At 67.0% G+C, this 25,603-nt stretch carries 24 protein-coding genes; 11 read left to right on the top strand and 13 right to left on the bottom strand.

Annotated features, from left to right (window positions below; all coding sequences use genetic code 11):
- The first annotated feature begins 173 nt into the window (after nucleotides 1-173).
- From U5S82_17820 to U5S82_17805, 4 genes are all read left to right on the top strand, one after another.
- On the top strand, nucleotides 174-539 hold the full coding sequence (locus tag U5S82_17820; protein ID MDZ7753444.1) for a hypothetical protein: 366 nt from the start codon (nucleotides 174-176) through the stop codon (nucleotides 537-539).
- Nucleotides 540-541: 2 nt separating this feature from the next.
- Entirely contained in the window at nucleotides 542-1,138 is a 597-nt protein-coding gene (locus U5S82_17815; protein ID MDZ7753443.1) for a cytochrome c, read from the top strand.
- 3 nt (nucleotides 1,139-1,141) lie between these two features.
- On the top strand, nucleotides 1,142-2,626 hold the full coding sequence (locus U5S82_17810) for a cbb3-type cytochrome c oxidase subunit I (protein MDZ7753442.1): 1,485 nt from the start codon (nucleotides 1,142-1,144) through the stop codon (nucleotides 2,624-2,626).
- A gap of 307 nt (nucleotides 2,627-2,933) precedes the next feature.
- The gene (locus U5S82_17805) at nucleotides 2,934-3,722 is read left to right on the top strand and encodes a Crp/Fnr family transcriptional regulator (protein MDZ7753441.1); all 789 of its coding nucleotides are present in this window, start codon (nucleotides 2,934-2,936) and stop codon (nucleotides 3,720-3,722) included.
- Between the two features lie 294 nt (nucleotides 3,723-4,016).
- Here U5S82_17805 and U5S82_17800 read toward each other — a convergent pair whose 3' ends face one another.
- The 10 genes from U5S82_17800 to U5S82_17755 form a co-directional block, all read right to left on the bottom strand.
- Nucleotides 4,017-5,567: a cytochrome D1 domain-containing protein gene (locus U5S82_17800; protein MDZ7753440.1), complete on the bottom strand. Its 1,551-nt coding sequence runs from the start codon at nucleotides 5,565-5,567 to the stop codon at nucleotides 4,017-4,019.
- Between the two features lie 18 nt (nucleotides 5,568-5,585).
- Nucleotides 5,586-6,764 carry a heme d1 biosynthesis radical SAM protein NirJ gene (gene nirJ, locus U5S82_17795; protein ID MDZ7753439.1) on the bottom strand — a complete coding sequence of 393 codons (1,179 nt, stop codon included), beginning with the start codon at nucleotides 6,762-6,764 and terminating at the stop codon, nucleotides 5,586-5,588.
- A gap of 9 nt (nucleotides 6,765-6,773) precedes the next feature.
- On the bottom strand, nucleotides 6,774-7,772 hold the full coding sequence (locus U5S82_17790) for an Lrp/AsnC family transcriptional regulator (protein MDZ7753438.1): 999 nt from the start codon (nucleotides 7,770-7,772) through the stop codon (nucleotides 6,774-6,776).
- The gene (locus U5S82_17785) at nucleotides 7,769-8,320 is read right to left on the bottom strand and encodes an AsnC family protein (protein MDZ7753437.1); all 552 of its coding nucleotides are present in this window, start codon (nucleotides 8,318-8,320) and stop codon (nucleotides 7,769-7,771) included. Before U5S82_17785 ends, U5S82_17790 begins: the two co-directional genes overlap by 4 nt.
- Nucleotides 8,311-8,778: an Lrp/AsnC family transcriptional regulator gene (locus tag U5S82_17780; GenBank protein ID MDZ7753436.1), complete on the bottom strand. Its 468-nt coding sequence runs from the start codon at nucleotides 8,776-8,778 to the stop codon at nucleotides 8,311-8,313. The genes U5S82_17785 and U5S82_17780 overlap by 10 nt, the downstream gene beginning before the upstream one ends.
- 2 nt (nucleotides 8,779-8,780) lie before the next feature.
- Nucleotides 8,781-9,944: a cytochrome D1 domain-containing protein gene (locus tag U5S82_17775; GenBank protein ID MDZ7753435.1), complete on the bottom strand. Its 1,164-nt coding sequence runs from the start codon at nucleotides 9,942-9,944 to the stop codon at nucleotides 8,781-8,783.
- A gap of 65 nt (nucleotides 9,945-10,009) precedes the next feature.
- Nucleotides 10,010-10,333 (bottom strand): cytochrome c, encoded by a 324-nt coding sequence (locus U5S82_17770; GenBank protein ID MDZ7753434.1) that lies wholly within the window; start codon nucleotides 10,331-10,333, stop codon nucleotides 10,010-10,012.
- On the bottom strand, nucleotides 10,317-11,120 hold the full coding sequence (gene cobA, locus U5S82_17765; protein MDZ7753433.1) for a uroporphyrinogen-III C-methyltransferase: 804 nt from the start codon (nucleotides 11,118-11,120) through the stop codon (nucleotides 10,317-10,319). Before cobA ends, U5S82_17770 begins: the two co-directional genes overlap by 17 nt.
- Before the next feature lie 120 nt (nucleotides 11,121-11,240).
- On the bottom strand, nucleotides 11,241-12,965 hold the full coding sequence (locus tag U5S82_17760; protein MDZ7753432.1) for a cytochrome D1 domain-containing protein: 1,725 nt from the start codon (nucleotides 12,963-12,965) through the stop codon (nucleotides 11,241-11,243).
- Between the two features lie 88 nt (nucleotides 12,966-13,053).
- A complete protein-coding gene (locus U5S82_17755) occupies nucleotides 13,054-14,571 on the bottom strand; it encodes a 4Fe-4S binding protein (GenBank protein MDZ7753431.1) in 1,518 nt (505 codons plus the stop codon).
- A 274-nt stretch (nucleotides 14,572-14,845) separates the two neighbouring features.
- Between U5S82_17755 and U5S82_17750 the strand changes: the two genes are divergently transcribed.
- The 5 genes from U5S82_17750 (at nucleotide 14,846) to U5S82_17730 (ending at nucleotide 18,718) form a co-directional block, all read left to right on the top strand.
- Nucleotides 14,846-15,088: a DUF2249 domain-containing protein gene (locus U5S82_17750; protein MDZ7753430.1), complete on the top strand. Its 243-nt coding sequence runs from the start codon at nucleotides 14,846-14,848 to the stop codon at nucleotides 15,086-15,088.
- Nucleotides 15,089-15,201: 113 nt separating this feature from the next.
- The gene (gene nhaR, locus U5S82_17745) at nucleotides 15,202-16,101 is read left to right on the top strand and encodes a transcriptional activator NhaR (GenBank protein MDZ7753429.1); all 900 of its coding nucleotides are present in this window, start codon (nucleotides 15,202-15,204) and stop codon (nucleotides 16,099-16,101) included.
- Between the two features lie 157 nt (nucleotides 16,102-16,258).
- A complete protein-coding gene (locus U5S82_17740) occupies nucleotides 16,259-16,642 on the top strand; it encodes a hypothetical protein (protein ID MDZ7753428.1) in 384 nt (127 codons plus the stop codon).
- A 40-nt stretch (nucleotides 16,643-16,682) separates the two neighbouring features.
- Nucleotides 16,683-17,582 (top strand): DMT family transporter, encoded by a 900-nt coding sequence (locus U5S82_17735; GenBank protein ID MDZ7753427.1) that lies wholly within the window; start codon nucleotides 16,683-16,685, stop codon nucleotides 17,580-17,582.
- Between the two features lie 167 nt (nucleotides 17,583-17,749).
- Nucleotides 17,750-18,718, top strand: coding sequence for a nitroreductase (locus U5S82_17730; protein ID MDZ7753426.1), 969 nt, complete (start codon nucleotides 17,750-17,752; stop codon nucleotides 18,716-18,718).
- Between the two features lie 81 nt (nucleotides 18,719-18,799).
- Here U5S82_17730 and U5S82_17725 read toward each other — a convergent pair whose 3' ends face one another.
- Entirely contained in the window at nucleotides 18,800-19,141 is a 342-nt protein-coding gene (locus tag U5S82_17725; protein MDZ7753425.1) for a TusE/DsrC/DsvC family sulfur relay protein, read from the bottom strand.
- A gap of 106 nt (nucleotides 19,142-19,247) precedes the next feature.
- Here U5S82_17725 and U5S82_17720 point away from each other — a divergent pair, with 106 nt between their 5' ends.
- Nucleotides 19,248-20,192: a LysR substrate-binding domain-containing protein gene (locus U5S82_17720; GenBank protein MDZ7753424.1), complete on the top strand. Its 945-nt coding sequence runs from the start codon at nucleotides 19,248-19,250 to the stop codon at nucleotides 20,190-20,192.
- Nucleotides 20,182-22,005, top strand: coding sequence for an SLC13 family permease (locus tag U5S82_17715; protein ID MDZ7753423.1), 1,824 nt, complete (start codon nucleotides 20,182-20,184; stop codon nucleotides 22,003-22,005). The genes U5S82_17720 and U5S82_17715 overlap by 11 nt, the downstream gene beginning before the upstream one ends.
- A 34-nt stretch (nucleotides 22,006-22,039) precedes the next feature.
- Here the strand turns inward: U5S82_17715 and U5S82_17710 are convergent, their stop codons facing one another.
- Both U5S82_17710 and U5S82_17705 read right to left on the bottom strand, forming a co-directional pair.
- A complete protein-coding gene (locus U5S82_17710) occupies nucleotides 22,040-23,008 on the bottom strand; it encodes an FAD-binding oxidoreductase (GenBank protein MDZ7753422.1) in 969 nt (322 codons plus the stop codon).
- Nucleotides 23,009-23,066: 58 nt separating this feature from the next.
- A complete protein-coding gene (locus U5S82_17705) occupies nucleotides 23,067-25,466 on the bottom strand; it encodes a DEAD/DEAH box helicase family protein (GenBank protein MDZ7753421.1) in 2,400 nt (799 codons plus the stop codon).
- Nucleotides 25,467-25,603 lie beyond the last annotated feature (137 nt).

Genomic DNA, 25,603 nt, shown 5'->3' with positions numbered 1-25,603 from the left:
TAAACGTCCCGGGCACGCCAACGGGGTAAAACCGGTGTCGCAGCCGGCTGCCTGATGGCAGGGAAAAGGGGGAGCCGGTTATCACGAAGGGCGCCCGCCGTGCTTGATCTTTGTCAAGGCGACAGCGGGCACCCTCGCCAAACTGCCGGGCCTTGTTAAGCGAGGCGGCAACCATGATCGAGCCCGTTCACCTGGACAACTTCTTCATCGCCTTCTTTTCCGGTGCCATGGTGGTGATGGCGGGCGCCCTCTACGCCCTGCTGTTCGCCTTTTCCCGGGTCCACGGGCTGCCCCGTCTCATGATCGCCGCCTATGGGGCCTACGGCCTGCTCGCCGCAGCGGTGCTGACCCTGGCCTACGCCCTCAATCTCGACGGCCTGTGGCAGGCCGTGGTGCTGGCCATGCTGGTGGGCTACCTGCTGGCGCCCCACGGCATCTGGCACCTGTGCGAGGGCACCCATGAGCACCAGCCTGATGGCGCCGCGCCCGCGGGGGGCGCGACGCCGGATAACGTGATTCGACAACCTGGAGGGAACTGATCATGTCCACAACGCCCTGGTGGGCCGCAGAAGACGTCTGGAAGAAGTTGGCCATCTGGGTCACCGCCCTCATGTTCGTGGCCCTCATATTCCTCACCATGGACAGCCTGCAGCAGATCTCCGTGGGCAGCGAGCGGGTGCCCGCGTACACGGTCATCAACAAGCGTGTGTCCTATGTCTTCGACGAGGAGCGCAACTACCAGATCCCCGTTATCGGCGACGATGCCCCACTGTTCGCGGAAAGGCTGTCCGAGGACGAGGCGGAGGCCGTGGTGACCCATGGCAAGAAGATCATCCAGGGCCGCAACTGCATGAACTGCCATACCCTCCTGGGCAACGGCGCCTACTACGCCCCCGACCTCACCAAGTCGTGGCTGGACCAGGCCTGGGGCGCCGAGGCGGCCCGGGAACAGCTCATGCTCCAGTTCCTCATGGACCCGGAGGGTAACGCCCGCACCTTCGGCACCGGGCGCAAGATGCCGAACCAGCATCTCAGCGAAGAAGAGGCCAAGGCGGTCATCGCCTTCCTCAAGTGGATGTCGTCTATCGACACCAACGGCTTCCCCTATAACTTCAAACAGATTCCCCAGGAGGGCTAGGCCATGAGTACCGTGGGTGTCATCAACCTGGATAATCTCAACGGCGGCCAGCGGCTGGCCGTCAAGTACTTCACTGTGGCGGTGGTGCTGTTCGCCGCCCAGATCCTGTTCGGCATGCTGGCGGGCCTGCAATACCTGTATCCCGACCTCCTGCGGGGTGTCCTCGACTTCAACGTCAACCGCATGGTGCACATCAACGCCATGGTGGTGTGGATGCTCTACGGCTTCATCGGTGCCATCTACTGGCTGTTGGAGGACGAATCCGGGACGGAGGTGGTAGGCCTGCGCCTGGGGGAAATCGGCTTCTACATCCTGACCGCCGCGGTCACCGTGGTGGTGCTGGTATTCCTGCTGGTGCAGTGGGGCCCTGGCACCGACACCACCCTGTGGTTCATCAACGAGGGGCGCGAGTACATCGAGGCCCCGCGCTGGGCCGACATCGGCATCGTGGCGGTGCTGCTGGTGTTCTTCTACAACGTGGCCGCCACCTTCATGAAGGGACGCTTCACCGGCATCGGCGGCGTCATCGTGCTGGACCTGGTGGCCCTGGCCGGCCTCTATCTCGCCGGCATGTTCTACACCACCAACATCTCCCTGGACCAGTACTGGTGGTGGTGGGTCATCCACCTGTGGGTGGAGGCCACCTGGGAGGTGCTGGTGGGTGCCATCATGGCCTACGGACTGATGCGGACCCTGGGGGTACGGCGCAAGATCGTCACCACCTGGCTCTACATCGAGGTGGCCCTTATGTTCGGCGCCGGCATCCTCGGGCTCGGCCACCACTACTTTTGGATCGGCACCCCCCAGTACTGGTTCGGCATCGGCGGCCTGTTCTCGGCCCTGGAGCCCGTGCCCCTGGTGGCCATGGTGGTGCACGCCGTCTACGACTCCGGCGTCCACAAGATGAAGAACTCCAACCACCCGGCCCTGGCCTGGCTCATCGCCCATGCCTTCGGCAACTTCTTCGGCGCCGGAGTGTGGGGCTTCATGCACACCCTGCCCCAGATCAACCTGTATACCCATGGCACCCAGTGGTCCGCCTCCCACGGCCACCTGGCCTTCTTCGGCGCCTACGCCACCATCAATATCGCCTTCTTCTACTTCGCCATTCAGAAGGCCCGGGGCAACGTGTGGATGTCCGGTGGCATGCCAGGCGACTGGCGCTGGAAGTGGTCTCTGGCCCTGCTCAACATCGGCGTCTGGGGCATGACCATCGCCATGCTGGTGGCGGGCTACGACCAGTCCCAGATCGAGCGCGCCATCAACGGTTCGAGTTGGATGGGCTATTTCGCCGCCCAGTCCAATGTGTGGTTCGTGCAGGCCATGAACTGGCGCATGGTCTTCGGCTGGATCACCGCGGCCGGCACGGTGCTGCTGATCTGGGATCTCATGGCGCTGGGCCGGGGCGAGACCCGTAAGGCCCCGGTCTACCTGGACGAGATCGAGCCGGATCGGGTCTCCGGCGAGCCGGCCCCGGGCCCGGCATAGCCTTCCGGGCGGCCGGCCGCCCCCGGCCGGCGCATGCCGGGGCCCACCCGCGGTGGGTTTGAGCGCGAAGGTCGCCCGGCCGGACTCCGGTAGCCGCGGGATATCCCCCTCGGGCCGAGGCCCGACCCGCAATTCCTGTCCCGCACCACGCGCCTCAGGCCGATGTCCGCGTCCTGGGGGTGGCATGATATTCTTGGATTGGCGTCGCCGGGCAGCCCATGATTTTCGGCTCGTGCAGGGCTACGCTTATAAGAAAAGTTTGATTACGAGCCCGGCCGAGAACCGGCCACCGGCGGAGCCCAAGGTCATGCCCATCATCGACGACTTGAGGAAAGGCCAGTTTTTCGCCTGTCTGGACACCAGCCAGCAGGAGCGGGTGGCCACCCGGGCGGTGCGGGTGCGGCTGGCCGCCGGCGAGTCCCTGTTCCAGCAGGGGGACAAGGCGGAGCGCTTTTATTACGTCATCAGCGGCCTCATCAAGCTCTATCGCATCTCCCCCGCCGGTAACGAGAAGGTGGTGGAGGTGGTGAGCGCCGGCAGCACCTTCGCCGAGGCCCTGATGTTTCTCTACCGCCCCTATTACCCGGTGGGGGCCGAGGCCCTCCAGCCCTCGGAACTCATCAGCGTGGACGCGGCGGATTTCTCGGACATGCTGCGGGGTTCCGTGGAGACCTGCTTCATCCTCCTGGGCGATCTCAGTCAGCGCCTGCGGGGCCTCATCCGCGAGATCGACAACCTCAGCCTGCACACGGCGGTATGCCGGGTGGCGGGCTATCTGCTGGCCAACGCCCCGGAAGGCCAGGACGAGCTGGTGCTGGACGTCCCCAAGCAGACCATCGCCTCGCGCCTGTCGGTGAAGCCCGAGACCCTGTCGAGGATCATCAAGAATCTCTGCGATCTGAAGGTCATCGAGATGCACGGCAATCGCGTCACCCTCCACGACCGGGAGCAACTCCAGGGCATGGCCGACGCCTGCGCCGTGGCCCAGGACTCCCTCAAGGACACCTTCCTCTACCCCTGCCCGCCCCACTACGTCCCCAACTCCGTGGCCACGCCCGGCCCCCAACACGTGAAGTTCACCGCCCGCACCAAGTAACCCGGTATTCATCCATCGGGGCCATATCGCCGGCGCGAGACAGCGAAAAGCTGTAACCACGAAAGACACGAAATAAAGCGAAAAAAGAGAAGGCAATTCATTATTCCCCATCCGCTATCCCCGATTTCCCTTTTCCCATTTCCCATTTCCCATTTCACCATTCCCTATTCCCTATTCCCTATTCCCTATTCCCTATTCCCTATTCCCTATTCCCTATTCCCTATTCCCTATTCCCTATTCCCTATTCCCTATTCCCTATTCCCTATTCCCTATTCCCCATGCGCTATCCCCCCCTCAATGACTAGTCCCCTCCGACAGCGTGATCTTGTTATACACATTGTATTTCCCCGACGGTTTGTTCATGGGCAGGCGTTTCACCTCTTCCAGGGTGCGGGCGTCGTAGACCACCACGGCACCGGCGGGGTCCCAGATGCTGAGGAGGGCGTGGCGGCCGTCGCGGTCGAACTCCACGTGGGCGGCGGTCTTGCCGGGGGCCGGGCGCAGGGTCTCGACGATCTCCAGGGTCTGTTTGTCGATGACGTGCACCGCGTCGCGGTGGGGGCCGAAGAACACGTCCACCCAGGCGTAGGGCGAGTTCTCGTGGCTGCGCATGAAGAAGCCGGGGCCCTGGGTCTCGATGGTCCCGACGGTCTCCCAGGTCGCCGTGTCGATGACCGTGACCTCGCCCTTGCGCAGATGGGGCGTCGCCATCACCCGCCGCCCGTCCAGGGTCCAGGTGATGCCGGAGCCCAGGTGGGGCAGGCCGTCCAACCCCAGATCGCTCACCTTGACCCCGCGCTTCAGGTCCACCACCTGGCCGTTCCGGGCATTGCGCGCCGCCCCCATGACGTGGCGGTAGTCGGGGGTGAAGAAGAAGTCGTCCAGGTAGTCGTCAAGCACGATGCGTCGCGGCGTCACGGGGCCGGACCCTCCGTCCCCGTCCACGGGCAACTCCCAGATCTCGGGGATGTCCTTGAGGGCCGCCACGAAGCTGTGCCGGGGCGGGGCGCCATAGACGGCGCTCACCCGGGAGGTTCGTCCGGCCCCGTCCGTCACGGGGATCACCTCCCGCAGGGAGAGGTCCCGGGCATCCAGCAGCACCAGGGTGTGGGGCAGGTAGTTGGCCACCGCCACCACCCGGCCGTCGCCGGACACGGCGAGGTTGCGGGTGTTGATGCCGGCCCGCACCTCGGCCACGTACTCCAGGCCCCACAGGTCGAACTTGCTGATCCAGCCATCCCGGGAGGCGAAGTAGACGAAGCGCCCGTCGGGGGAGAACTTGGGCCCGCCGTGAAGGGCGAAGTGGGTCTTCATGCGATGGATGGGCTCGAAGCGATCGCCATCCAGGATAGTGGCGTGATGGTCCCCCAGTTCCACCACCACGAAGAGGTTCAGGGGATCGGCGCCGTAGGCCGGCGCGGTCACCAGTTCGGACGCGTCATTGATGATACGCCGGGTGGCCCGGATGTGCTCCGCCGACCACTCGGGGGTGTAGTCCAGGGGCGTATAGATGAACTCCACCAGGGCCGCCACCCGGGCATCGTCCAGCATCTCCCCGAAGCCCGGCATCTGGCTGGCCGCCCGGCCCCGGCGGATCACCGCCGCCGCCTCGTCGCGTTTGAGGCGCTTCAGGTTCCCCGGCAACAGCGCCGGCCCCATGCCCCCCAGCCGCTCGGCCCCGTGGCAGGAGGCACAGTGCTCGGCATAGGCCGTGGCTCCCTCCGCGGCCGGTGCACTCAGGGGAGCCAGGAGGGCCAGCAGGGCCAGCAGGGCCAGCAGGGCCAGGGCCGCAGATATCGGCCGTTGTTTCCTTTTTTCGCGTCGCCGCGCCGCCGTGATGTCCATTGCCTTCCCAAGCCTTGGCTAGGCACTCGCCGCCGCCCGCGGCGGGGCGATGCCGATCTCGGCGTCGGTGAGGTAGCAGCCGGGGTCCTCGGCCCAGGGGTCGCCCGTGAGTTGCCAGGCCCGGGTGCGGCTGTTGCCGCCGCAGATGGCAAAATGGGCGCAGGTGCCACAGCGGCCGCCGATGGTACGCGGCCGGGCCTTCAGGCCCGCCAGCAGGGGATCGGAGCGGTCTTCCCAGATCTCGGAGAAAGGCCGTTCCCGGACGTTGCCGAGGTGATAGTCCCACCACATGGTGTCCGGGTGGACGTTGCCCAGGTTGTCGATGTTGGCGATGTTCACCCCGGAGGAGTTGCCGCCCCAGCGCATGAGCATCCGCTCCAGGGCTTCGGCATGCCACGGGATGCGTCGCGCCGCCCAGTGCAGCAGATAGACGCCGTCGGCATCGTTGTTGCCGGTGACGAACTCCTTGGGCCGGCCTTCGCCGATGCGCCGCCAGCAGTCCTCGAAGAGCAGGTCCATGGCCTCCCGGGTGACGCCGTGGAGAGCATCGTCGCCGCGGTTCCTGTTGCCGCGCCCGGCGTAGTTGAGATGGGACAGGTAGAGCTTGTCCACGTCGTATTCGTCCATCAGCCGCAGCAGCCCGCCCAGTTCGGCGGCATTGTCCCGGGTCAGGGTGAAACGCAGGCCCACCTTGATGCCCTTCTCGGACAGGCGTCCGATCCCCGCCAGGGAGGCGTCGAAGGCGCCGGCCTTGCGGCGGAAGTAATCGTGGGTCTCCCGCAGCCCGTCCAGGCTCACCCCCACGTAGTCGTAGCCGGCGGCGGCGATGTGTTCGGCCATGGCCGCATCGATGAGCGTGCCGTTGGAGGACAGGCCCACATAGAAACCCCGTGTCTTGGCCTCCCGCGAGATCTCGAAGATATCCGGGCGCAGCAGGGGCTCGCCGCCGGAGAGGATGAGCACCCCCACGCCGTAGCTTCTCAGGTCATCCATCACCTCCAGCACCTCCTCGGTGGTGAGCTCGCCGGCAAAGTCGATGTCGGCGGAGGTGGAATAGCAGTGGCGACAGGTGAGGTTGCAGCGCCGGATGAGGTTCCAGATGACCACCGGCCCGCGGCTGCGGGCCACCGCCGGCGGCACCACCGGAGTCCCGGCGTCACGGGTCAGGGAATCAAGGAATCGGGTGAGACGAAACATGGCAAACCCTCATGCGGAACGAAAACCGGTCTTTTTCAGGATGCCGTCGCTGAACAGCACGGCCTGGCTGCGGCAGGCCACGCCCAGGGTCCGGGCGATGGCTGCGGTCTTGGCGTGGACCTCGGCCCGGTCCATGCCATGGACCATGGCGAACAGGTTGTAGGGCCAATGGGGTGGCCGCCGCGGGCGTTCGTAGCAATGGCTCACGAAGTCGAAACGGCCCACCACCTCGCCCCGGACCGCCATCTCGCCGTCGGCCACGTCCCATACGGACATGCCGTTGGCCCGCAGGCCGAGGCGGTAGTGGTTGGGCAACAGGCCGATGCGCCGGATCACGCCGCCCGCAAGCAGTGCCCCCAGGCGCTCCAGGACACTGCCTTCATCCATATCCGTGGCCCCGGCGATGGCCCGCCAGGGCTCGGGCTCCAGGGGCAGACCCGCCTGCAGGGCATCGATGAGCCGCCAGTCGGCCGCTTCCGGCACGCACGCGGCCGGGGCCTCGGCGGCGGCGGGGGAGTTCGGGAACGGGCCGGTGGTGACCCGGCCGTCGCGCCCCAGCACCAGGTGCAGGCCGAGCCGGAACTGCCGCAGCTTGGGCAGATGGAGCACCTCCAGACCGCTGCGCCGGGAGATGTCATCCACCACGGTGGTCATGGCCGCGGGCGTCGATGTGGCCACCACAAACCACATGTTGAAGCGATGAAGGCGCCGGTAATTGTGGGCCACCTCGGGATAGGCATTGACCAGCTCCTTGATCTCATCATAACGATGCTCCGGCACCTCCAGGGCCGCCAGGGTGAGGGCCCCGCCCAGGCGACTGGCGTCGAAGGAGGGACCGAAACGGGTGGCGATGCCCTGCCTCAGCAGCCGCTTCAGACGGGCGATGACGTCCTCCTCCGAGGTCCCCAGGACCGCACCCATCTCCCCATAGGGGCGGGCCACCAGGGGCACGCCCCCCTGGAAGCGGTTGACCAAGCGCCGGCTCAGGTCATCCAGACCGTGGCTCATGACGGCACCACCGCGCGACCGGCCGTCCCGGCGTAGCCGCCCAGATAACGGGCGCCCCGTTGCTTGAAGCGCCGTTCGCTAAACAGCACCTCGTGAGTCACGCCCTCCAGTCGGCAGGAGGCCACCAGGTGACCGAGGTTGGCCCGCACCCCGGCCTCGTCACGGCCGTGGATCATGGTGAACAGGTTATAGTTCCAGTCCGGCGGGCGGCGCGGCCGCCGGTAGCACAAGGTGACGCAAGGGAAGTGGGACAGACGCCGCCCCAGGGTCGCCACCCGATGATCGGGCACGTCCCACACCACCATGCCGTTGGCCCGATAACCCAGTTCCCGATGGCGCACCACCACGCCCCAGCGCTTGATCACCTGGACCTCCCGCAGGCGGGCCAGGCGGGCCAAAACCTCGGCCTCCGGCATGTCCAGCAACGCACCCACGGCGGCATAGGGCCGGGCCACCAGGGGCAGCCCGTTCTCCAGGGCCCCGAGCAGGGCCGCGTCCCGGGAGTCGAGTTCCCCGGCCAGGGGCAGCGCGGTCGCGGCTATTCCCATTGGATGGAAAACCCCAGATCGATGAAGTAATCCTCGAGCATGGGCAGGTCGAGGACGGGCAGGCCCGTGGCGCCTTCGATGTCCGCCAGCACCCGGGACAAGCCCTGCCGGCTGGGGGCGGCCACCACGAACCACAGGTTGTATTCATGGCGGCGCTCGTAGTTGTGGTTGACCTCATCGAAGCCGTTCACCAGCCGCGCCACCCGTTCCAGGTCGGCCTGCGGTACCGCCATGGCGGCCAGGGTACTGGCGCCGATGCGGTTGGGCCGCACCACCGCCCCTACGCGGCTCACGGCGCCGCTGCCCTGGAGTCCCTGCAGCACCCGGATCACGGTGTCCTCATCCACCCCGTGGCGCCGCGCCAGCTCCGCGAAGGGCCGCGGGCACAGGGGGAAGTCATGCTGGTGGTCGTTCAGCAACGCCCGCTCCAGGGGCGAGAAATCCGTCCCCATCGCCATGGTCAGAGGCCCACCTCGTGGGCCCGGGCGGTGAGGAAGATGCCGCTGGGCCGGGCGGCCTCGAGGGTCGCCACTCGCTTCAGGGTGGCGGTGTCCATGACATCCACCCGATCCTCGTCTCGCACCGACAGCCACACCTCTTCGCCGCGGGGCTCGAACTCCATGTGCAGCACGCCTTTGCCGGGCACCAGGGTACGGCTGATAGCCAGGGAGGGCACATCGATGACCTGCACCGTGTCGTTGTCCGGCAGGGCGAAGTTCACCCACACCTGGCGGCCGTCGGGCCTGGCCATGACGAACACCGGCTGGCCCTTCACGGGGATGCGCCCGACCTCCTGCCAGGAATGGGTATCGATCACCAGCACCTCGTGACGGCCCACCGCCGGCACGAAGGCCCGGGACCCGGCCATGGCCCAGCCCTCCAGGTGGGGCATCTTGTAGACGGGGAGCTTCTGCTCGCCGCGGCCGTAGCCCGGCAAAATGCGCCGCACCCCGGCATCCAGGTCCCACAGGTCCAGCAACGCCATGCCGTCCTCGCCGAACAGGCCGGCGATGTAGTAGCGGCCGTCGGGCGTGATGAGGGCATCGTAGGGATTGCGTCCCACGTCCTCGAAGCGCCGCACGGCGGGGACGGCGGGATCGTCGAGGTCGAGGACCCAGATCTCGCCCGCCTCCCACAGGCTGAAGACGAAGCGGTTGCCGGGGGCATCCACCAGCCCCACCACCTTGGAACGCCGCTCGCCGTCGAAGGTAGCGGGGATGTCCGCCACCAGTTCGAGGTCCGCGGTGGTGAACACCTTGACTCCCCCCGGCTCGTAGTTGGATACCGCCACCAGGCGGCCATCCTGGGAGATGGCGCCGCCGATGCTGTTGCCGGACTGCATCACCCGCCTGACGATGCGCTGCTCCAGCAGGTCCACCTTGGTGAGGCCGCCGTCACGGCCGAACACGAAGGCATGGCGCTGGTCGCGGGAGAACACCACCGATGCATGGGACAGGTCTCCCAGGCCCTCCACCCGGCCGATGGCGGTGTTGCCGCTGGTCTCGATGATACGCAGAGTGCCGGCGGCGCGTTCGATCACCACCCCCAGGTCGCCGCTGCCCCGCAGCACCTCCGCCGCCGTGCCGGGAGGGGCCAGCAGGAACAGGGCGGCGACACCCGCCATGAGGCCGCGCCATGAACCCCACCATGAACCCCTCCATGGACCCCGCCATAAACGATATCCCGGATTCACGGCCGCGCCCCCTTCTGCAGGCGCTCCACCAGCCAGCGCGCATCCTCCACCGACAGCAGGGATCGCCACGGCGGCATGGCCGTGCCCGGACGGCCATCGAGGATGGTGGCCAGCAACGCCGCGGGCGGGCGCGCCGCCATGGCCTCGGGCACCAGGGGCCGGCCGAGGCCGCCCTCCAGGGTCAAGCCGTGACAGGAGCCGCAATCGTGGCGCAACAGTTCCTCCAGTTCGACCGCCCGTTGGGCGCCGGGGGCCCCCGCGGCGGCGACGCTCACGGCCGCGAGCACCGGCAGGAGGGCATGTTCAGGCCTGAAGCGCATGGTCCCTGTCCCGCGTATCCGTGTCCGTGGCCCGGGCCGGCCGGAACCAGTCCAGGGAGCCGGCGAGACTCACCACCCGGCCGACGATGGCCAGGGCCGGCGCCCGCACTGCCTCCTGCACCGCCGCCGCGGGTAGCCGTGCCACCGTGGTCACCAGCCGGCGCTGCCCATCCTGGGTGCCGTTCTCGATGAGGGCCGCGGGCGTGGCGGGCTCGAGGCCGGCCTCCAGCAGGCGCCAGACGATATCATCGAGGTTCTGCAGCCCCATGTAGATCACCAGGGTGGTATCCGCATGGACGAGGCGCTCCCAGTCCATGTCGCCGGAACCCCCGGCGCGGCACTGGCCGGTGACGAAACTGACCCCCCGGGCCAGCCCCCGATGGGTCAGGGGGATGCCGGCATAGGCCGAACAGGCGGTGGCGGCGGTGATGCCGGGCACCACCTCGAAGGCCATGCCGTGGCGGGCCAGGACCGCGGCCTCCTCGCTGCCCCGCCCGAAGATGAAGGGGTCGCCGCCCTTGAGGCGTACCACCCGATAGCCGCCGCGGGCCATGTTGAGCAGCAGCCGGTTGATCTCTTCCTGGGGCAGATGATGGTGGCCCCGGGCCTTGCCCACGTAGATGCGGGTGACGCCGTGGGGCACCAGCTCCATGACGGCGTCGGAGACCAGACGGTCATAGACGACGACATCGGCCTCCCGCAGGCGCCGCAGTGCCTTGACGGTCAATAATTCCGGGTCTCCCGGCCCGGCCCCCACCAGCGATACCAGGCCGTCGCTATTCGTCACTGTCTCACCTCTCTTGCTCACATCTCCTGGACCCTGGCGGCGCCGTGCCCTCGGCACGGCCGCCGCATCGGTCAAGGCGGCCCGGCACGCGCCGGGCCGCCCGCCCCATCGTCTCTCGACTCAGTAGATGTCGTTCATGGTGTTGTAGACGTTGAACTTACCGGTGGGCGTCACCAGGCGCTCGTCCTTGATGACGTGCTTCACCTTGCGGGACCTGTCGTCCACCACCACGATCGCGGACCTTTCCTCCTTGCCGTTCCACACCGAGAACCACACCTCGTCGCCGGCCTTGTTGTATTCCGGCTGCACCACCCGCTTGGGGCCCTCGCCCAGGTCGGCGGCCGCGGCGATCTTCACCACCTCGTAGCCCGCATCCAGGTTGCCGATGTCGTACACCGCCACCGACTGGTAGACGGAGGCATCGGGGTGCATGGGATTGTCCACCCACAGATTGCGGGACTTGGGATGGGTCTTGATGAACAGCGATCCACCGCCCTGGCTCTTGAGATCACGCACCACCTTCCACGCGCTGTCCTTGTGCTCCTCGGGGTCGGTACCGATGAGCGCCAGGCAGTCGTTGCCGAGGCAGCTGGTGGCCCACACCGGACCGAACTCGGGGTCCACGAAGTTGGCGCCGCGGCCCGGGTGGGGGATCTTCTCCACGTCCACCAGGGCCTCGAGCTCCTGTTCCTTGGAATCCACCACCGCGATCTTGTTGGCCTTGTTGGCGGCCGTCAGGAAATAACGCCGAGTGGAGTCCCAGCCGCCGTCGTGAAGAAAACGCGCGGCGTCGATGGTGGTGACTTTCAGGGCGTCGATGTCCTGGTAGTTCACCAGCAGGATCTTGCCCGTCTCCTTGACGTTGACGATGAACTCCGGATGCTGGTGGGAGGCCACGATGGCTGCCACCCGGGGCTCGGGATGGTACTCCTGGGTGTCCACGGTCATGCCGCGGGTGGAGACGATCTTCAGGGGCTCCAGGGTGTCTCCCTCCATGATCACGTACTGGGGCGGCCAGTAGGCGCCGGCGATGGCGTACTGGTCCTCGTAGCCCTTGTACTTCGAGGTCTCCACGGAGCGGGCCTCCAGGCCGATCTTGATCACCGCGACGTTGTCGGGCTTCTTCATCCACAGGTCGATGAGGTTGACCTGGGCGTCACGGCCGATGACATACAGGTAACGCCCCGAGGCCGAGGTGCGCGAGATATGGACCGCGTAGCCGGTCTTGATGATGTTGATGATGTCCTTGCTGTCGCCATCGATGAGGGCGACCTCGCCGGTGTCACGCAGGGTCACCGAGAAGATGTTTTCGATGTCGTAATCGTTCATCTTCTTCGTGGGGCGTTTCTCCGGTGGCACCAGCACCTTCCAGGTCTCCTTCATCTCCGGCATGCCAAACTCCGGCGGAACGGGCGGCTCGTGCTGCAGGAACTTGGCCATGAGCTGGATGTCATCCTCCGTCATCTCGCCGCCGGTACCGAAGTTGGGCATGCCGGCCGGGGAGCCGAAGGTCATGAAGGTCTTCAGGTACTCGATGCCCCGTTCCTGGGTGACGTCGTGGGTCAGGGGCTTGCCCGTGGCACCCTTGCGCAGCACACCGTGACAGCCCGCACAACGCTCGAAATAGATCTTCTGGGCCCGCTTGAACTCGCCCTCGGTCATGTCCGGGGCGCCCGGCGTGATGACCCGTTTGATGTCCTGTTCGGGGATGGGCGCGCCCTTGTAGCGCAACTCGCCTTCGCTGGTGCCCGGGTGCTGGCTGTCCTGGGCGAAGGCCGCGGAGGTGGTCAAGGCGAAGGCCGTAGAAATCAGCACGGCCTTGAAGGGTGATCTGTAGACGTTCATCGATGTTCTCCCATGTGTGAACCAGGTCTCTGGCGTGCGAACCGGTAGGGAGTAAAACAACCAGGCTTCATGGGGTCTTTGATAAATATCAACCGCCGTCCCCAGCCACCGACCGGGCATCACTGCTCCCCGAACGGCTGAGCTTCTCCAGCTTCTTGCGCCGGGCCACCAGGGGCGGGCACCTGCGATCATTCCAATAGGTCACCTGGCAGTCGAGGCAGTAATGACATTCCGTGTCGATGATCTCGCCCGTCGGCTTGATGGCGCCCACCTCGCATTCGATGGCACAGATCTGACAGGGCCGGCCGCATTCCTTGCGCCGCCGCAGCCAGTCGAAGATTCGGAAGCGCCCGGGAAAGGTCAGGGCCGCGCCGAGGGGGCACAGGTAGCGGCAGAACGGCTTGGGGATGAACAGGGCGAGGACCAGCAGCCCTGCGGCGTAGACCACGAAGGGCCAGTCGCGCACGAAACGAAGACTGAAGGTGGTCTTGAAGGGCTCCACCTCCGCCAGCTGCTGGGCCAGCACCAGGGAGTGCAGGGACACACCGAAGAGCCCGATGAGTAAGACGTATTTCAGGGCCCACAACCGCTCATGCACCACTGCCGGCAATTCCCATTGCGGCAACCTGAAGTACCGCGCCGCCTGGAAGGCGAGTTTCTGCAAGGCACCGAAGGGACACAGCCAGCCGCAATAGACCCCCCGGCCCCACAGCAGGATGGTGAAGGCGACGAAGCCCCAGAGGATGAACATCACCGGATCGATGAGGTAGCTCTGCCAGCTGAAATCCCCGAGGAGCGAGTGGGTGAAAGTGAGCACGTTCACCACCGACAACTGGCCGTGGGCGATGACACCGATGAACAGCACGGTATAGAGCAGGAAGGCGGTACGCAGGACCCCGAGCAGTCGCGCCCGGCGTGCCACCCAGTCCTGGAACAGGAGGATGAACAACAACACCGCCAGCCCCGCCGCCAGGCCCGCAATGTAGGGCACCTTGGTACGCCAGTTCTCCACCCACAGGGGCCCCGGCGGCGCCCGCGCCGGGGCCGTCCCATGGCCGGTATCGGGCCCACCGGCGACGAAGGGGATACCCCGCGAGTCCGCCACCCGTTGCGCCGCCACGGTGACGGCGCGGTTGATCACCATCACCGTGATGGTGGCCCCCGAGATGGCATCCAGGGCCTGGCGCTCGCTGGTGGAGCGCCCGCCGATGCCGATGTCCTGCGCCACCGTCTTGCCGCGGTACTGGCGGGTGAAGGCATGGAGATCATCATCGGACAGCCCGATCACCAGGATGGGCTCCTCGTGGGCCACGATCTCCACCCCGCGAATGCGGCCATCGGTACCAAGGCCTACCAGGGAGTCGATGGGCTTACCCGAATAGGCGGGAATGGCCAGGATATCGACGGTATGAAAGGCGTAGCCCAGCAGCCCGCCCGCCCCATCCCTGACCGCCATGGCCGGTGGATCCCCAGTGGGAGCCTCCACTTGCGCGGCCACCGGGAACATCTCACGCACCAGCCCGCGGGTATCTTCGGGGACACTTGCCGCCGCGCCCACGGCCAGCAGGGCCGCCAGAGGCGCGGCGATGATGCGGTGGAAAACCATGAAACGGGAACTCCAGGAACAACCGCCGATGCACTCCATCCCGGACTGCCGAAGGGCCACGCGGCCCGGTGGATGCCCCAACGCTAGGACCGCACCCATCCATCAACCTTGACCTTTATCAAGGATCGGGGGCCGTGGCTCCCCTGGAATAGCTCGCAGCATCGGGGAAGCCGAAACCGCTCCGTAGCCTCAGGCATCGCCATCGGCCGGCGCGCACCAGGCCGCGAACCATCCGCGCGGCGCCCATCCACCAGCAGGCGCACAGGGAACGCCCATGGAACATACACTGGAAGCCCGTGGCCTTTCCCCGCCCGAACCCCTGGAGCATATCCTCGATGCCCTGGCGGACATGGCGGACACGGATCACCTTCATGTGCTGCTGGAGCGCGACCCCCTCCCCCTCTATTCCATGCTCAGCACCATGGGCTATCGCTGGCGACGCGAGGCGGTTGGCGGGCACTTCGAGGTCTACATCTGGCGCGCGGATCGGGAGCCACCTGCACAGACGGGCGCATGAGCATCACGGGACCTCGCCATCCCTGCACACCGCGCTTCTGAATATCCCCGCACCCTCCTCGTACGATTCATCTCTGGTATATAGTCGTCCTCTACGGAGGAATGCGGCTACCCATGTCCAAGCTCAATCTCAAGCATCTGCGCTACTTCTGGGCGGTGGCCAGCCATGGCACCATCGCTCGGGCCGCGGAAATGCTGCACATCACGCCCCAGACCATCAGCGGCCAGATCCATGAGTTGGAAGGCCAGGTGGGGGCCAGACTGTTCGAGAAGAGCGGGCGCAACCTGGTGCTGACGGACACCGGCCGCCTGGTATTCTCCTATGCGGACGAGATGTTCCGTCTGGGCACCGAACTGGAGGACGTGCTCTCCGGCCACCCCCCGGACGCGACCCTTGCCTTCAACGTGGGCGTGGCCATGGTGGTGCCCAAGCTGCTGGCCTACCGGGTGTTGGAGCCGGTGCTGGCGATGGAGGAGCCGGTGCGGCTGGTATGCAACGAGGCTCCGCTGGTGGACCTGCTGGCAGCCCTGTCGGTGCACAAGCTGGACCTGGTGCTCGCCGACAGCCCCCTGAGCCCGGCCCTCAACATTCGCGCCTACAACCACTCCCTGGGCCACTCCGGCATCAGCTTCTTCTGTCGGGAATCCGAGGCCGCCAACTACCGGAGCCACTTCCCGATGAGCCTGGACGGGGCACCCATGTTGATGCCCACGGCCAGCAGCGCGTTGCGCCGTTCCCTGGACCTGTGGTTCGAGCAGCAGGGGATCCGCCCCCTGGTGGTGGCGGAATTCGAGGACCGTGCCCTCATGAAGGCCTTCGGCGAGGCCGCCGCCGGCATCTTCACCTCCCCCACCACCGTGGAGGCCGACGTGCTCGCCAAATACGGGGTGAAGGTCATCGGACGCACCCGCGAGGTATCGGAGCACTACTACGCCATTTCCGCCGAGCGACGCATCAAACACCCGGCGGTGGCGGCCATCACCGAGAACGCCCGCACCCTGCTGTTCGCGTAGGGGACCGCGGTCCCAGGCAGCGGCTGGACGGCCATAGCCCCACCGTCTGCGCATTGCAAAATCCCCGTCAGGCGTTAGATTGACAGGACCAGCGACGGCCGGCGGATCAACCCGCGGCCGTGACCGGAAAGCAACCACTATTGCGGAGGAGAAGAGCATGACAATCGCAGACGCAGGCACGGGGCGAGGCATCATCGTGGCCGTGGTCATCGTCGGAGTAGTGGCCAGCGCCGTGGCGGCCGTGGTTCCCCATTACTCCAACCACTACCGCCTGGATGCAGGCGTCCTGGCGGCCTGCCTGCTGCCCTATCTGCTCTACGGCATCTTCGGCTGGCTGGCGCCCCGCAGCGGCCTGCTGCACCTGGTGGGAGGCCTCAATCTGGCCGACCACCTGTGGCTGGTGACCACGCGGCGGCTCATGGATTTCGATGGCTACGCGTCAGGCGCCATCTATTACGCTCCATTGATATTCGCGGTATTGATAGTGGTGGCAGGCATCATGGGCATGCACCGGGAAGGCACCCGCCTCGCCCCCCAGTGACGGCCCCGGGGGGTGTTCCGATAAATCCCGCGGCAGACTGATGTCCCAGCCCCCCTGGCGTTCCCTCCTGGTGCTGGAGGCCCTGTTCGTGCTGACCTGGAACTCGGGCTTCATCGGCGCCGAGTACGGCCTGCCCTACGCCGGGGCCTTCACCCTGCTGCTGTGGCGTTACCTGCTCCTAACCGGCCTCATCGCCACGGTACTGGCCCTGCGCGGACGCCTGCTCTGGCCCGGCACTCCGGCCGCCGGCCTGGCGGCCCTGGTAGGCGTGCTGGCTCACGGCGGCTGGCTGGGTTGCGTGCTGCTGGCCCTGCAACTGGGGGCCCCCGCCGGCATGATCGCCCTGGTGACGGCGCTGCAACCTTTGCTCACCGGCGCCTTCTCCGGCCCCGTGGTGGGGGAACCCACCGGGGCCCGCCAATGGGCCGGGCTGGTGCTGGGTTTTCTGGGAGTGGTGATCGCCGTGGGCGCGCGCCTGGCGGGGGAGGAGGAGGTGCCCACGGTGGCCTACCTCCTGCCCTTCCTGTCGGTGCTGGCCATCACCACCGCCAGCCTGATCCAGCGGCGCATGGATCGCTTCGAGTCCGTCCACCGGTTGCCCGTGGACCTGGCCATGTTCTACCAGAGTGGCGCCACGGCCATCGCCATGGTCCTGCCCGCCGTAATGGTGGAAGGCCTCGCCACCACCTGGACCGGCACCTTCATGGCCACCATGGCGTGGCTGGTGGTGGTGGTCTCCCTCGGCTCCTACGGCCTGATGTGGGTCCTCATCGCCCGCCGCGACGCCACCCGGGTGGCCAGCCTGTTCTACCTCAGCCCCCCCGTCACCATGGTCATGGCCTGGCTGGCCTTCGGTGACACCGTGACCCCCACCGACATCCTGGGCCTCGCCGTCGCCGCCACCGGGGTCGCCCTGGTGCATGGCGGCTCACGGCCCTGACCTCACCACGGCCCTGCCCAACGCCATGGCAACGGCCCTTCCCCGCCGTAGACAGGCCACCCCTGCTGGATCTCCCGCCGGCCCGCGGTGACAATTCCCCTGTAGGCCCGACCGACAGCCCGGAGTTCCGAGGTCCGCCGACCCTTCGCCCAAGTCAAGGAGGCACCATGGCCAACGCCCCATCCAACAGGCCCGCTATAGACACCATCAACGAGCTGCTGGCCAGCGCCATCCAGGCACCCTCCAACCACAACACTCAGCCGTGGCGCTTCTTCGTCGCGGCGGACCATATCGATCTCTATGCGGACCGTACCCGGGCCCTGCCCGTCAACGACCCCGAGGACCGGGAACTCACCATCAGCTGCGGCTGCGCCCTGATGAACCTGCGGGTGGCCGCGGCCCACCGCGGGCTGGCCACGGTGGTGGACGACACCCCGAAGAGCGCGGACGAAGATCTGCTGGCCACCGTCAGCTTCCAGGACGCCCCCGCGACGCCGGCCGAGGCCCGGCTCCATGGCGCCATCGCCCCACGCCGCACCTATCGGCGGCGCTTCGCGGCGCGGGAGGTGCAGGAACAGGAGGTGGCGGCATTGCAGCAGGCCGCCCGCGACGAATGGGCGTGGCTCCAGACTTACAGCGGGGTGGCCCAGCGCCATGAGCTGGCCGCCCTCGTCGGCGAAGGCGATGCCATCCAGTGGGCCAACCCCAGTTGGCGCCGCGAACTGGCCATGTGGATGCACCCCCGTCGCAGCGGCGACGGCCTGACCGTTCCCGGTCTCCTGGCACCGGTGGCCCATATGGTGGTGCGCCGCTTCGACATGGGCGACGGCCGTGCCGCCAAAGACGCTGAACTGGCGGAGGAATCACCGCTGCTGGCGGTGCTGGGCACCCCGGGCGACGGGGTGCTGGATTGGCTCAGGGCCGGTCAGGCCCTCCAGCGCGTGTTGTTGACGGCCCACGGCATGGGCCTCCAGGCCTCCTACCTCAACCAGCCCATCCAGGTCGCGGAGCTGCGACCCCGGCTCCAGGATTACCTGGCCCGGGACGGCCTGCCCCAAATCCTGCTGCGCCTCGGTCATGCCGCCGACACCCTGCCCGCCACGCCACGACGCGCCTTGGGCGACGTCATCGATTGATCACGGCAGTGCCCGCGTCCCGCTGACCGCCGCTAAGGGCACCGCCCGCGGCTTCTCATGGCCCTGGCACGCCCCTGGGGATCAGAAATAGGTCCGCGCCTCCTCGCCGGGATTCGGCAGCCCGGCGATGTACCAGATGGTCCGGCAATCCCCGAAGAGGGCCTTGACCTCGTCCCGCGGGATGCCGGTGGCGCGGCACACCAGACGCAAGGCGGATACGCCACCCACCCGCTGGAAGCGTTCCCGCACATGGTCGATCAGACGCCAGTGGCGGTCGGTCAGGGGGCCGAGCCCCTCCAATTCGGCGAGGCTCTCCGCGAGTTCCCGGCTCCACAACGAGCCCTCGACGAGAAAGCCGTCTTCGTCCAGGGGCACCACCGTGACCGGCTGGACGCTGTCGAAGGTTTGATTGTCGGTGTGCATGGTCTTGCTCCTGTCTTTGGTGGTCGTATGCCCTCACAGGAGAGTGTTGCCGCATTCATATATTAGGTAAAATTATTCATTTACATATTATATTAGGATTCATGATATGGAACTTCGCCAGCTCCGCTCCCTCGTGGCCGTCGCCGAGTGCGACTTCAGCGTCAGCCGGGCGGCACAACGCCTGCACCTGGTTCAGCCCGCGGTCTCCCATCACCTGAAGCAGCTGGAGGAGCAACTGGGAACGGAACTGTTCCGGCGTCAGGGCAAGCGCCTCACCGGCCTCAACGAGATCGGGCTACGGGTGCTCGGCTACGCGCGGGAGGCCCTGGCGGCGACCACCAGCATCACGGCCATCGGCCGCGATCACGCCGGCCACGAGGCGGACATGCTGCGCATCGCCGCCACCCACACTCAGGCCCGCTACGTGCTACCCCCGGTGATCCGCCGCTTTACCGCAGACTTCCCCGAGGTGTCCCTCGAACTCCATCAGGGCACCCCCGCCCAGCTCATCGACATGGTGCTGCGGGACAGCGTCGACCTGGCGGTGTGCACGGAAGGGCTGGGCGAACACAGCGACCTGGTGGCGGTACCCTGCTACCGCTGGAACCGCTGCCTCATCACCCCACCGCACCATCCGGTGCTCGCTCGCAAGGGTCTGGACCTCGAGGCCCTGTGCGCGTACCCCCTCATTACCTATGTCTTCGGCTTCACCGGCCGCGGCAGCCTGAGCAGGGCATTTGCAAGGGAAGGCTTACGGCCGCGGGTGGTGCTGGCGGCCGCCGACACGGACGTCATCAAGACTTACGTGCGCGAGGGCATGGGGATCGGGATCATCGCCGCCATGGCCTACCAGCCCGAGGCGGACGCCGATCTGGCGCAACGGGACCTGGCTCATCTGTTCCCCTGGGAGGTGACCCGGATCGCCTATCGGCGGGACCGCTACCTGGGCCGCTCCGCGCAGCGCTTCATCGACGCCTTCCAGGCCGAGACCGCAGCGCTCCAGGCCACGAATAATGGTCCCTTCAACACACTCCGCGCCCATGACCTTTGAGATCGCCCTCGTATTCGTCCTCATCGCCGCCGCCCTGTTCCTGTTTGCCAGCGAGGCCCTGCCCATGGATGTCACCGCGCTGGTGATCCTGGTGACGGTGACGGGTATTCCCATCCTGTTCCACTCCGAGGGGCTGGTGGCCCGAGGGATCGACCTCGAGGCCGCCTTCCCCACGGTCTCCGAGGGCCTGTCGGGGCTCTCCAGCCCGGCGACGGTCACCGTGCTGTGCATGTTCATCCTGTCGGCGGGCATCCAGCGCTCCGGGCTGATCCACGTGGCCGGCAAGCGGCTGTTTCCCATGCTGGGCACCTCGGAGATACGCCAGCTGCTGGTGATCGCCCTGCTAGTGGGTCCGGTGTCCGGCTTCATCAACAACACCGCCGCCGTGGCCATGGCCATCCCGCTGGTGGTCAGCATGGCCCGCCAGCGCGGCATCCAGGCCTCCCGCATGCTGATGGCCGTCAGCTTCTTCGGCATGCTGGGCGGCACCCTGACCCTCATCGGCACCTCCACCAACATCCTGGCCTCCACCATCCTCAAGGACGAGCCCGCCTTCGGCCGCGACATCGGGATGTTCGAATTCACCCATCTCGGCGCCATCGTCCTCGGCGCGGGGCTGCTGTACTTCATCACCGTCGGCCGCTGGCTGCTGCCGGCAAAGGATGCCGCGCCGGTGGACCACGAGGAGAAGGAGTCCTACGTGCTGGAGCTCGGCGTCCACGAGGCCAGCCCCCTGGTGGGCCAGACCCTCGAGGACGCCGGCTTCCGGGACAGGACGGGGGTGGAGGTGCTCAAGCTGGTGCGGGGAAACACCGGCCACGACAAGCGCGCCGAGACCATCAAGGTAGCCCCCGGCGACATCCTGCAGGTGCGTGCCAGCCTGCGCCAGATCATGGATCTCATGACCTCCGATCGGGTGGAGGTTCTGTCGGAGTTCGGCAAGCCCCACCGCGTGCGTGGCGACGCCGCCCTGGTGTCGGTGCTGCTGCGCAACCGTTTCGTTTTCAACGGCCGCACCGCCGCCTGGGTGGACTTCTGGGAGCGCTACCGCGCGCGCCTCATCGGCATCAGCTCCGAGGACCGGCCGGACAGCAGGCGCCTGGAGAGGGAAAAACTGCATGTGGGCGAGACGGTGCTGGTGGAGATATCCGACAGCGCCCTGCACCGCCTGCGCAGACACCCCGACGTGGTGGTGCTCGGGGAGTTCGAGGACGACTACGATCGCCGCAGGATGTGGCTTGCCGGGGGCATCGTCGGCGCCGTCGTCATGCTGGCGGCGTTCACCCCCCTGCCCATCGTCGTGGCCGCCATCGCCGGCGTGGTGGCGATGGTGCTCAGCGGGTGCATGCCCAAGGAGGAGATGTATGACAGCGTGTCCTGGGACGTCATCTTCCTGCTCGCCGGGGTCATCCCCTTAGGTATCGCCATGACCAAATCCGGCGCCGCCGAGTGGCTGAGCGGCCTGCTCGCCGCCCAGGCCGGCGACTGGCACCCGGTGCTGGTGCTGATGGTCCTCTACCTCTTCACTACAGTGCTTACCGAGCTCGTCAGCAACAACGCCTCAGTGGTGATCCTGGTGCCGGTGGGCATCTCCCTGGCCGAGGCCCTCGGGCTGCCCCCCTTTCCCCTGGTGCTGGCAATCATGTTCGCCGCCTCCACCAGCTTCCTTTCCCCCATCGGCTACCAGACCAACACCATGATCTACGGCACCGGAGTCTACCGCTTCTCCGACTTCGCCCGCATGGGCGCGCCCCTCAATGCCCTGCTGATGGTGGTCACCAGCGTCGCCATCTGGCTGTTATGGCTGGAATGAGCCAGACCCGACCCCATGACCCCGCCGACGGGCGTCAGTCGTACGGCTCGGTGTACACGGCAAAGCCCGCGGCCATGAAGTGGGACGCCACGGCATCCACCATGCCCGGGTTGCCGCAGGCATAGACGGCGGTGTCGCCGGGGGCGAGCCCGTAGTCCTCCGCGGCGGTGGCCGCGAGGACGTCCACGCGGCCCGTGGCGCCCTGCCAGCCGGCGTTGCGGGGGTCTTGGGGACGGCTGATGGTGGGGACGACGGTGACGGCGCCGGGATGGCGGGCCGCCAGGGCCTCCAATTCATCCCGGTAGCCCAGCTCGTCGCCATGGCTGGCCCCCACCAGGACGATGAAGCGCCGGTCGCCGGGGCCGCGGTGGAAATGGTCTCGCAACAACGATACGTAGGGGGCGATGCCCGTGACGGTGGCCACCATGAGGTGCCGGGGCCGGGCGGGGTCGAGGCTGAGGTCACCCTTGGCGCGGGCGTCGAGGGCCATGGCGGCCCCCGGCCGCAAGGGCCGCAGCCGCTCCGCCAGCTGCCCGCCCGGCACCAGTTCGACGAAGAACTCCAGATGGGGCTCGTGGGGTGCGGAGACCAGGGAGAAGGTGCGCAGCAGCCCCGGCACGCCCATCTTCACGTGTTGGCCCGCCCGGTACTCGAAGCCGGCGGGCCGGTCCATCCTCAGGATCAGCAGATCGGGGGTAACGTCGATGCGCTCCCGCAGCAGAGGGTCCTCCGTATTTCGGCGGGCGGCGGCCTCGGTGGGCGGCGTCTTGGGCGGCAAACCCTTCCCGCGGCCCAGCCAGGCGGCGGTGCGCGTGGCCCGCTGGTGATTGCCCGCCGCGGCCCGTGCCAGCAACCGCCCCAGGGCCGGGTCCCGGCAGGCGGCGGCACGCTCCTGGAGCATTGCCCGCGCCCGGCGCTGGCGCTGCTCGGTGGCCATGGCGAGGGCGCGCAGCTCAAGAGGGTCAGGCGTGGCTCCGCCCGGGGAAAGCCTGGACTTGTCCATGCCCCCATTGTGGCGAAAGGGCGGCGATGTGGCCAGGGGGGCCGTGCGGGCGGGGCTCTCAATACAGATGGCGCTGAAATCCCTCGAATACCTCACGAATGCTGCCCACCGGGCCCAGTTCCCTCACGGCGTCCCCTACGCTGTGGTATTTCAGTTCGATCAGATGGGGCAGTTTGGCGGTATCCAGCTCGCCCACGCCCCGCGCCACGTAGTGGTCCAGTACGAAGCCCAGGAATTCCCGCTGGCGGTAGTCGTGGCCCTGAAGGATCCGCTCGCGGTGTGACGCGACCCGCTCGGCCCGCGTCACTGGCGCCAGGTTGAAGGCGATATAGGCCAGCACGTCGTAGAGGTCGCTGTTTTCGGCCTCGATCAGCCTGCCCACCTCGGCCAGTTGCTCGCCACCGTAGCCTTTCTCCTCCAGCCCTTCCAGCAGCTTCCTGCGGGTGTCCGGGCGGCACCACAGGGCACGCAGTTGGTCTTCGTTCCTGAACAGTGCGGGCATGTCGCCGAACAGGCGCTGGATGAACTCTGCGGCGGATATGGGCCTGCCGTCGGGGCTCCAGAAGCTGGTGGCGCTCATGTGCTGGATGGTGCGCTCCTTGCCATCCGCCAGCTTGATGCGGAGCCGGCGCCGCTTCCCGCACGCGCAGGGCCGCTCACCGCAAACCTCGCAGGGCTCCTCACCTGCAATTTTGCAGACACAGGGCTGCCGGCCACATTCCGGGCAGGGCCCGGGCACGACCACGGCGCAGGTGCAGGGCGTATGGCCGCAGCGCGCACAAGGTTCGGGGGCCAGGGGCTCGCCGTCCCACTCCGGATCGCTGAAATGCTCGTAGGCCTTCACGAAATCATGGATGGTGAAGTAGTCCTTGCCGTCATACAGGCGAGTGCCGCGGCCGATGATCTGCTTGAACTCGATCATGGAATTGACCGGGCGCATCAGGACGATGTTGCGCACATTGCGCGCATCCACGCCCGTGGAGAGCTTCTGGGAGGTGGTGAGGATGGTGGGGATGGTCCTCTCGTTGTCCCGAAACAACCCCAGAAAACGCTCGCCTTCCTTGCCGTCGTTGGCGGTAACCCGCTCGCAGTAGTGGGGGTCGGTGCTGGTCTTGAGCTGGTTGATCAGGTCCCGCACCGCCAGAGCGTGTTCCTGGGTGGCGCAGAATACGAGGGTCTTCTCGCGCGGGTCCATCTGGGCCATGAACAGCCTTACCCGATAGCGCTCGCGCTCGGCAATCTCGATGACTCGGTTGAAGTCGTCCTCGGTATAGCGCCGGCCGGCCTCCACCTCGCCCTCGATGACCTGATCATCCGCGGTGTAGATATAGTCATCCAGGGTGGTGGCGATCTGGCGCACCTTGAAGGGGGTCAAGTAGCCGTCGTTGATGCCCTCCTTCAGCGAATAGATATAGACGGGCTCGCCGAAGTAGGCGTAAGTGTCGGCATTCTGGGCGCGCCTGGGTGTCGCGGTGAGGCCAAGCTGCACGGCCGGCCGGAAGTACTCCAGGATGCCGCGCCAGTTGCCCTCGTCGTTGGCCCCACCCCGGTGGCATTCATCGATGACGATGAAATCGAAGAAGTCCGGCGGGTAGTCTCCGAAATTGGGCGCCGGATCGCCCTCGCCGTCGCGCCCGGTCATGAAGGTCTGGAAGATGGTGAAGAAGATATTGCCGTTCTTCGGCACCCGCCCCCGCTTGCGGATGGCCTCGGGGTCGATGCGCACCAGGGCATCCTCGGGGAAGGCCGAGAAGTCGTTGAAGGCCTGGTTGGCGAGGATGTTGCGGTCGGCCAGGAACAGCACCCGCGGCTGGCGGGCCGGCGTACCGGAGGCCCGTGCCGCCAGGCTCCAGCGGGCATGAAACAGCTTCCAGGCGATCTGGAAGGCGATGGCCGTCTTGCCGGTGCCGGTGGCCAGAGTGAGCAGGATACGGTCGCGACCGGCGGCGATGGCCTCCAGGGTCTGGTTGATGGCGTTGTGCTGGTAATAGCGCGCCTGCCAGAAACCGCCCTTGTCCTCGAAGGGCACGGCGCCGAAGCGTTCGCGCCAGGTGTTGTGCCCATGGTCCCGGTCGCCGAAGGTCTCGGCCCACAGGCCATCCGGCGACGGATAGGCGTCCACCGGTCCTTCCGCGCCGGTGGCCATGTCCACCCGGTAGATGCCATCGCCGTTGGTGGCATAGGCGAAGCGGGCCTGCAGGCGTCCGGCGTAGCGCTTGGCCTGGGCCAGCCCTTCGGTGGCCGCCAGACCGCGCTTCTTGGCCTCGATGACCGCCAGCTTCTGGCCGCGATAGATCAGTACGTAGTCGGCAATATCCTGCTTCGCGCGCTTGCCGGCGCCCTGCAACCGGCCGAGGCTGATGACCTCACGCCGCACCCGGCTGGCCTCCACCACGCCCCAGCCCGCCGCCTTCAGGGCGGGGTCGATGAGCTCGGCGCGGGTCTCGGCTTCGTTCATTGGGGGCAAAGGGCAATTGAGAATGGATAATTGATATCGGTCACTTCGTAGCCCGAGTCGTTTTTATGATGCTCGTCAGAAGCTTGAGTAGCTCCAGAAGGTCAGCTTTTATCGATGCGAAGGCAAAAGACTTGTGA

The sequence above is a fragment of the Gammaproteobacteria bacterium genome (assembly GCA_034522055.1).
Lineage (GTDB): Bacteria > Pseudomonadota > Gammaproteobacteria > JAABTG01 > JAABTG01 > JAABTG01.
The sequence above is the reverse complement of the archived record's forward strand: the minus strand, read 5'-3'. Positions and strand labels throughout refer to the sequence as shown.

Bases quoted from the DNA above. Each gene is read 5' to 3' on its own strand.
- U5S82_17775 (MDZ7753435.1), bottom strand. From the start codon at position 9,944: ATGGCGGGTGTCGCCGCCCTGTTCCTGCTGGCCCCTCCCGGCACGGCG.
- U5S82_17820 (MDZ7753444.1), top strand. From the start codon at position 174: ATGATCGAGCCCGTTCACCTGGACAACTTCTTCATCGCCTTCTTTTCC.
- U5S82_17740 (MDZ7753428.1), top strand. From the start codon at position 16,259: ATGACAATCGCAGACGCAGGCACGGGGCGAGGCATCATCGTGGCCGTG.
- U5S82_17710 (MDZ7753422.1), bottom strand. From the start codon at position 23,008: ATGGACAAGTCCAGGCTTTCCCCGGGCGGAGCCACGCCTGACCCTCTT.
- U5S82_17770 (MDZ7753434.1), bottom strand. From the start codon at position 10,333: ATGCGCTTCAGGCCTGAACATGCCCTCCTGCCGGTGCTCGCGGCCGTG.
- U5S82_17755 (MDZ7753431.1), bottom strand. From the start codon at position 14,571: ATGGTTTTCCACCGCATCATCGCCGCGCCTCTGGCGGCCCTGCTGGCC.
- U5S82_17760 (MDZ7753432.1), bottom strand. From the start codon at position 12,965: ATGAACGTCTACAGATCACCCTTCAAGGCCGTGCTGATTTCTACGGCC.
- U5S82_17810 (MDZ7753442.1), top strand. From the start codon at position 1,142: ATGAGTACCGTGGGTGTCATCAACCTGGATAATCTCAACGGCGGCCAG.
- U5S82_17715 (MDZ7753423.1), top strand. From the start codon at position 20,182: ATGACCTTTGAGATCGCCCTCGTATTCGTCCTCATCGCCGCCGCCCTG.
- U5S82_17725 (MDZ7753425.1), bottom strand. From the start codon at position 19,141: ATGCACACCGACAATCAAACCTTCGACAGCGTCCAGCCGGTCACGGTG.
- U5S82_17805 (MDZ7753441.1), top strand. From the start codon at position 2,934: ATGCCCATCATCGACGACTTGAGGAAAGGCCAGTTTTTCGCCTGTCTG.
- U5S82_17735 (MDZ7753427.1), top strand. From the start codon at position 16,683: ATGTCCCAGCCCCCCTGGCGTTCCCTCCTGGTGCTGGAGGCCCTGTTC.
- U5S82_17815 (MDZ7753443.1), top strand. From the start codon at position 542: ATGTCCACAACGCCCTGGTGGGCCGCAGAAGACGTCTGGAAGAAGTTG.
- U5S82_17720 (MDZ7753424.1), top strand. From the start codon at position 19,248: ATGGAACTTCGCCAGCTCCGCTCCCTCGTGGCCGTCGCCGAGTGCGAC.
- U5S82_17730 (MDZ7753426.1), top strand. From the start codon at position 17,750: ATGGCCAACGCCCCATCCAACAGGCCCGCTATAGACACCATCAACGAG.
- nhaR (MDZ7753429.1), top strand. From the start codon at position 15,202: ATGTCCAAGCTCAATCTCAAGCATCTGCGCTACTTCTGGGCGGTGGCC.
- U5S82_17780 (MDZ7753436.1), bottom strand. From the start codon at position 8,778: ATGGCGATGGGGACGGATTTCTCGCCCCTGGAGCGGGCGTTGCTGAAC.
- U5S82_17800 (MDZ7753440.1), bottom strand. From the start codon at position 5,567: ATGGACATCACGGCGGCGCGGCGACGCGAAAAAAGGAAACAACGGCCG.
- nirJ (MDZ7753439.1), bottom strand. From the start codon at position 6,764: ATGTTTCGTCTCACCCGATTCCTTGATTCCCTGACCCGTGACGCCGGG.
- U5S82_17790 (MDZ7753438.1), bottom strand. From the start codon at position 7,772: ATGAGCCACGGTCTGGATGACCTGAGCCGGCGCTTGGTCAACCGCTTC.
- U5S82_17705 (MDZ7753421.1), bottom strand. From the start codon at position 25,466: ATGAACGAAGCCGAGACCCGCGCCGAGCTCATCGACCCCGCCCTGAAG.
- U5S82_17785 (MDZ7753437.1), bottom strand. From the start codon at position 8,320: ATGGGAATAGCCGCGACCGCGCTGCCCCTGGCCGGGGAACTCGACTCC.
- U5S82_17750 (MDZ7753430.1), top strand. From the start codon at position 14,846: ATGGAACATACACTGGAAGCCCGTGGCCTTTCCCCGCCCGAACCCCTG.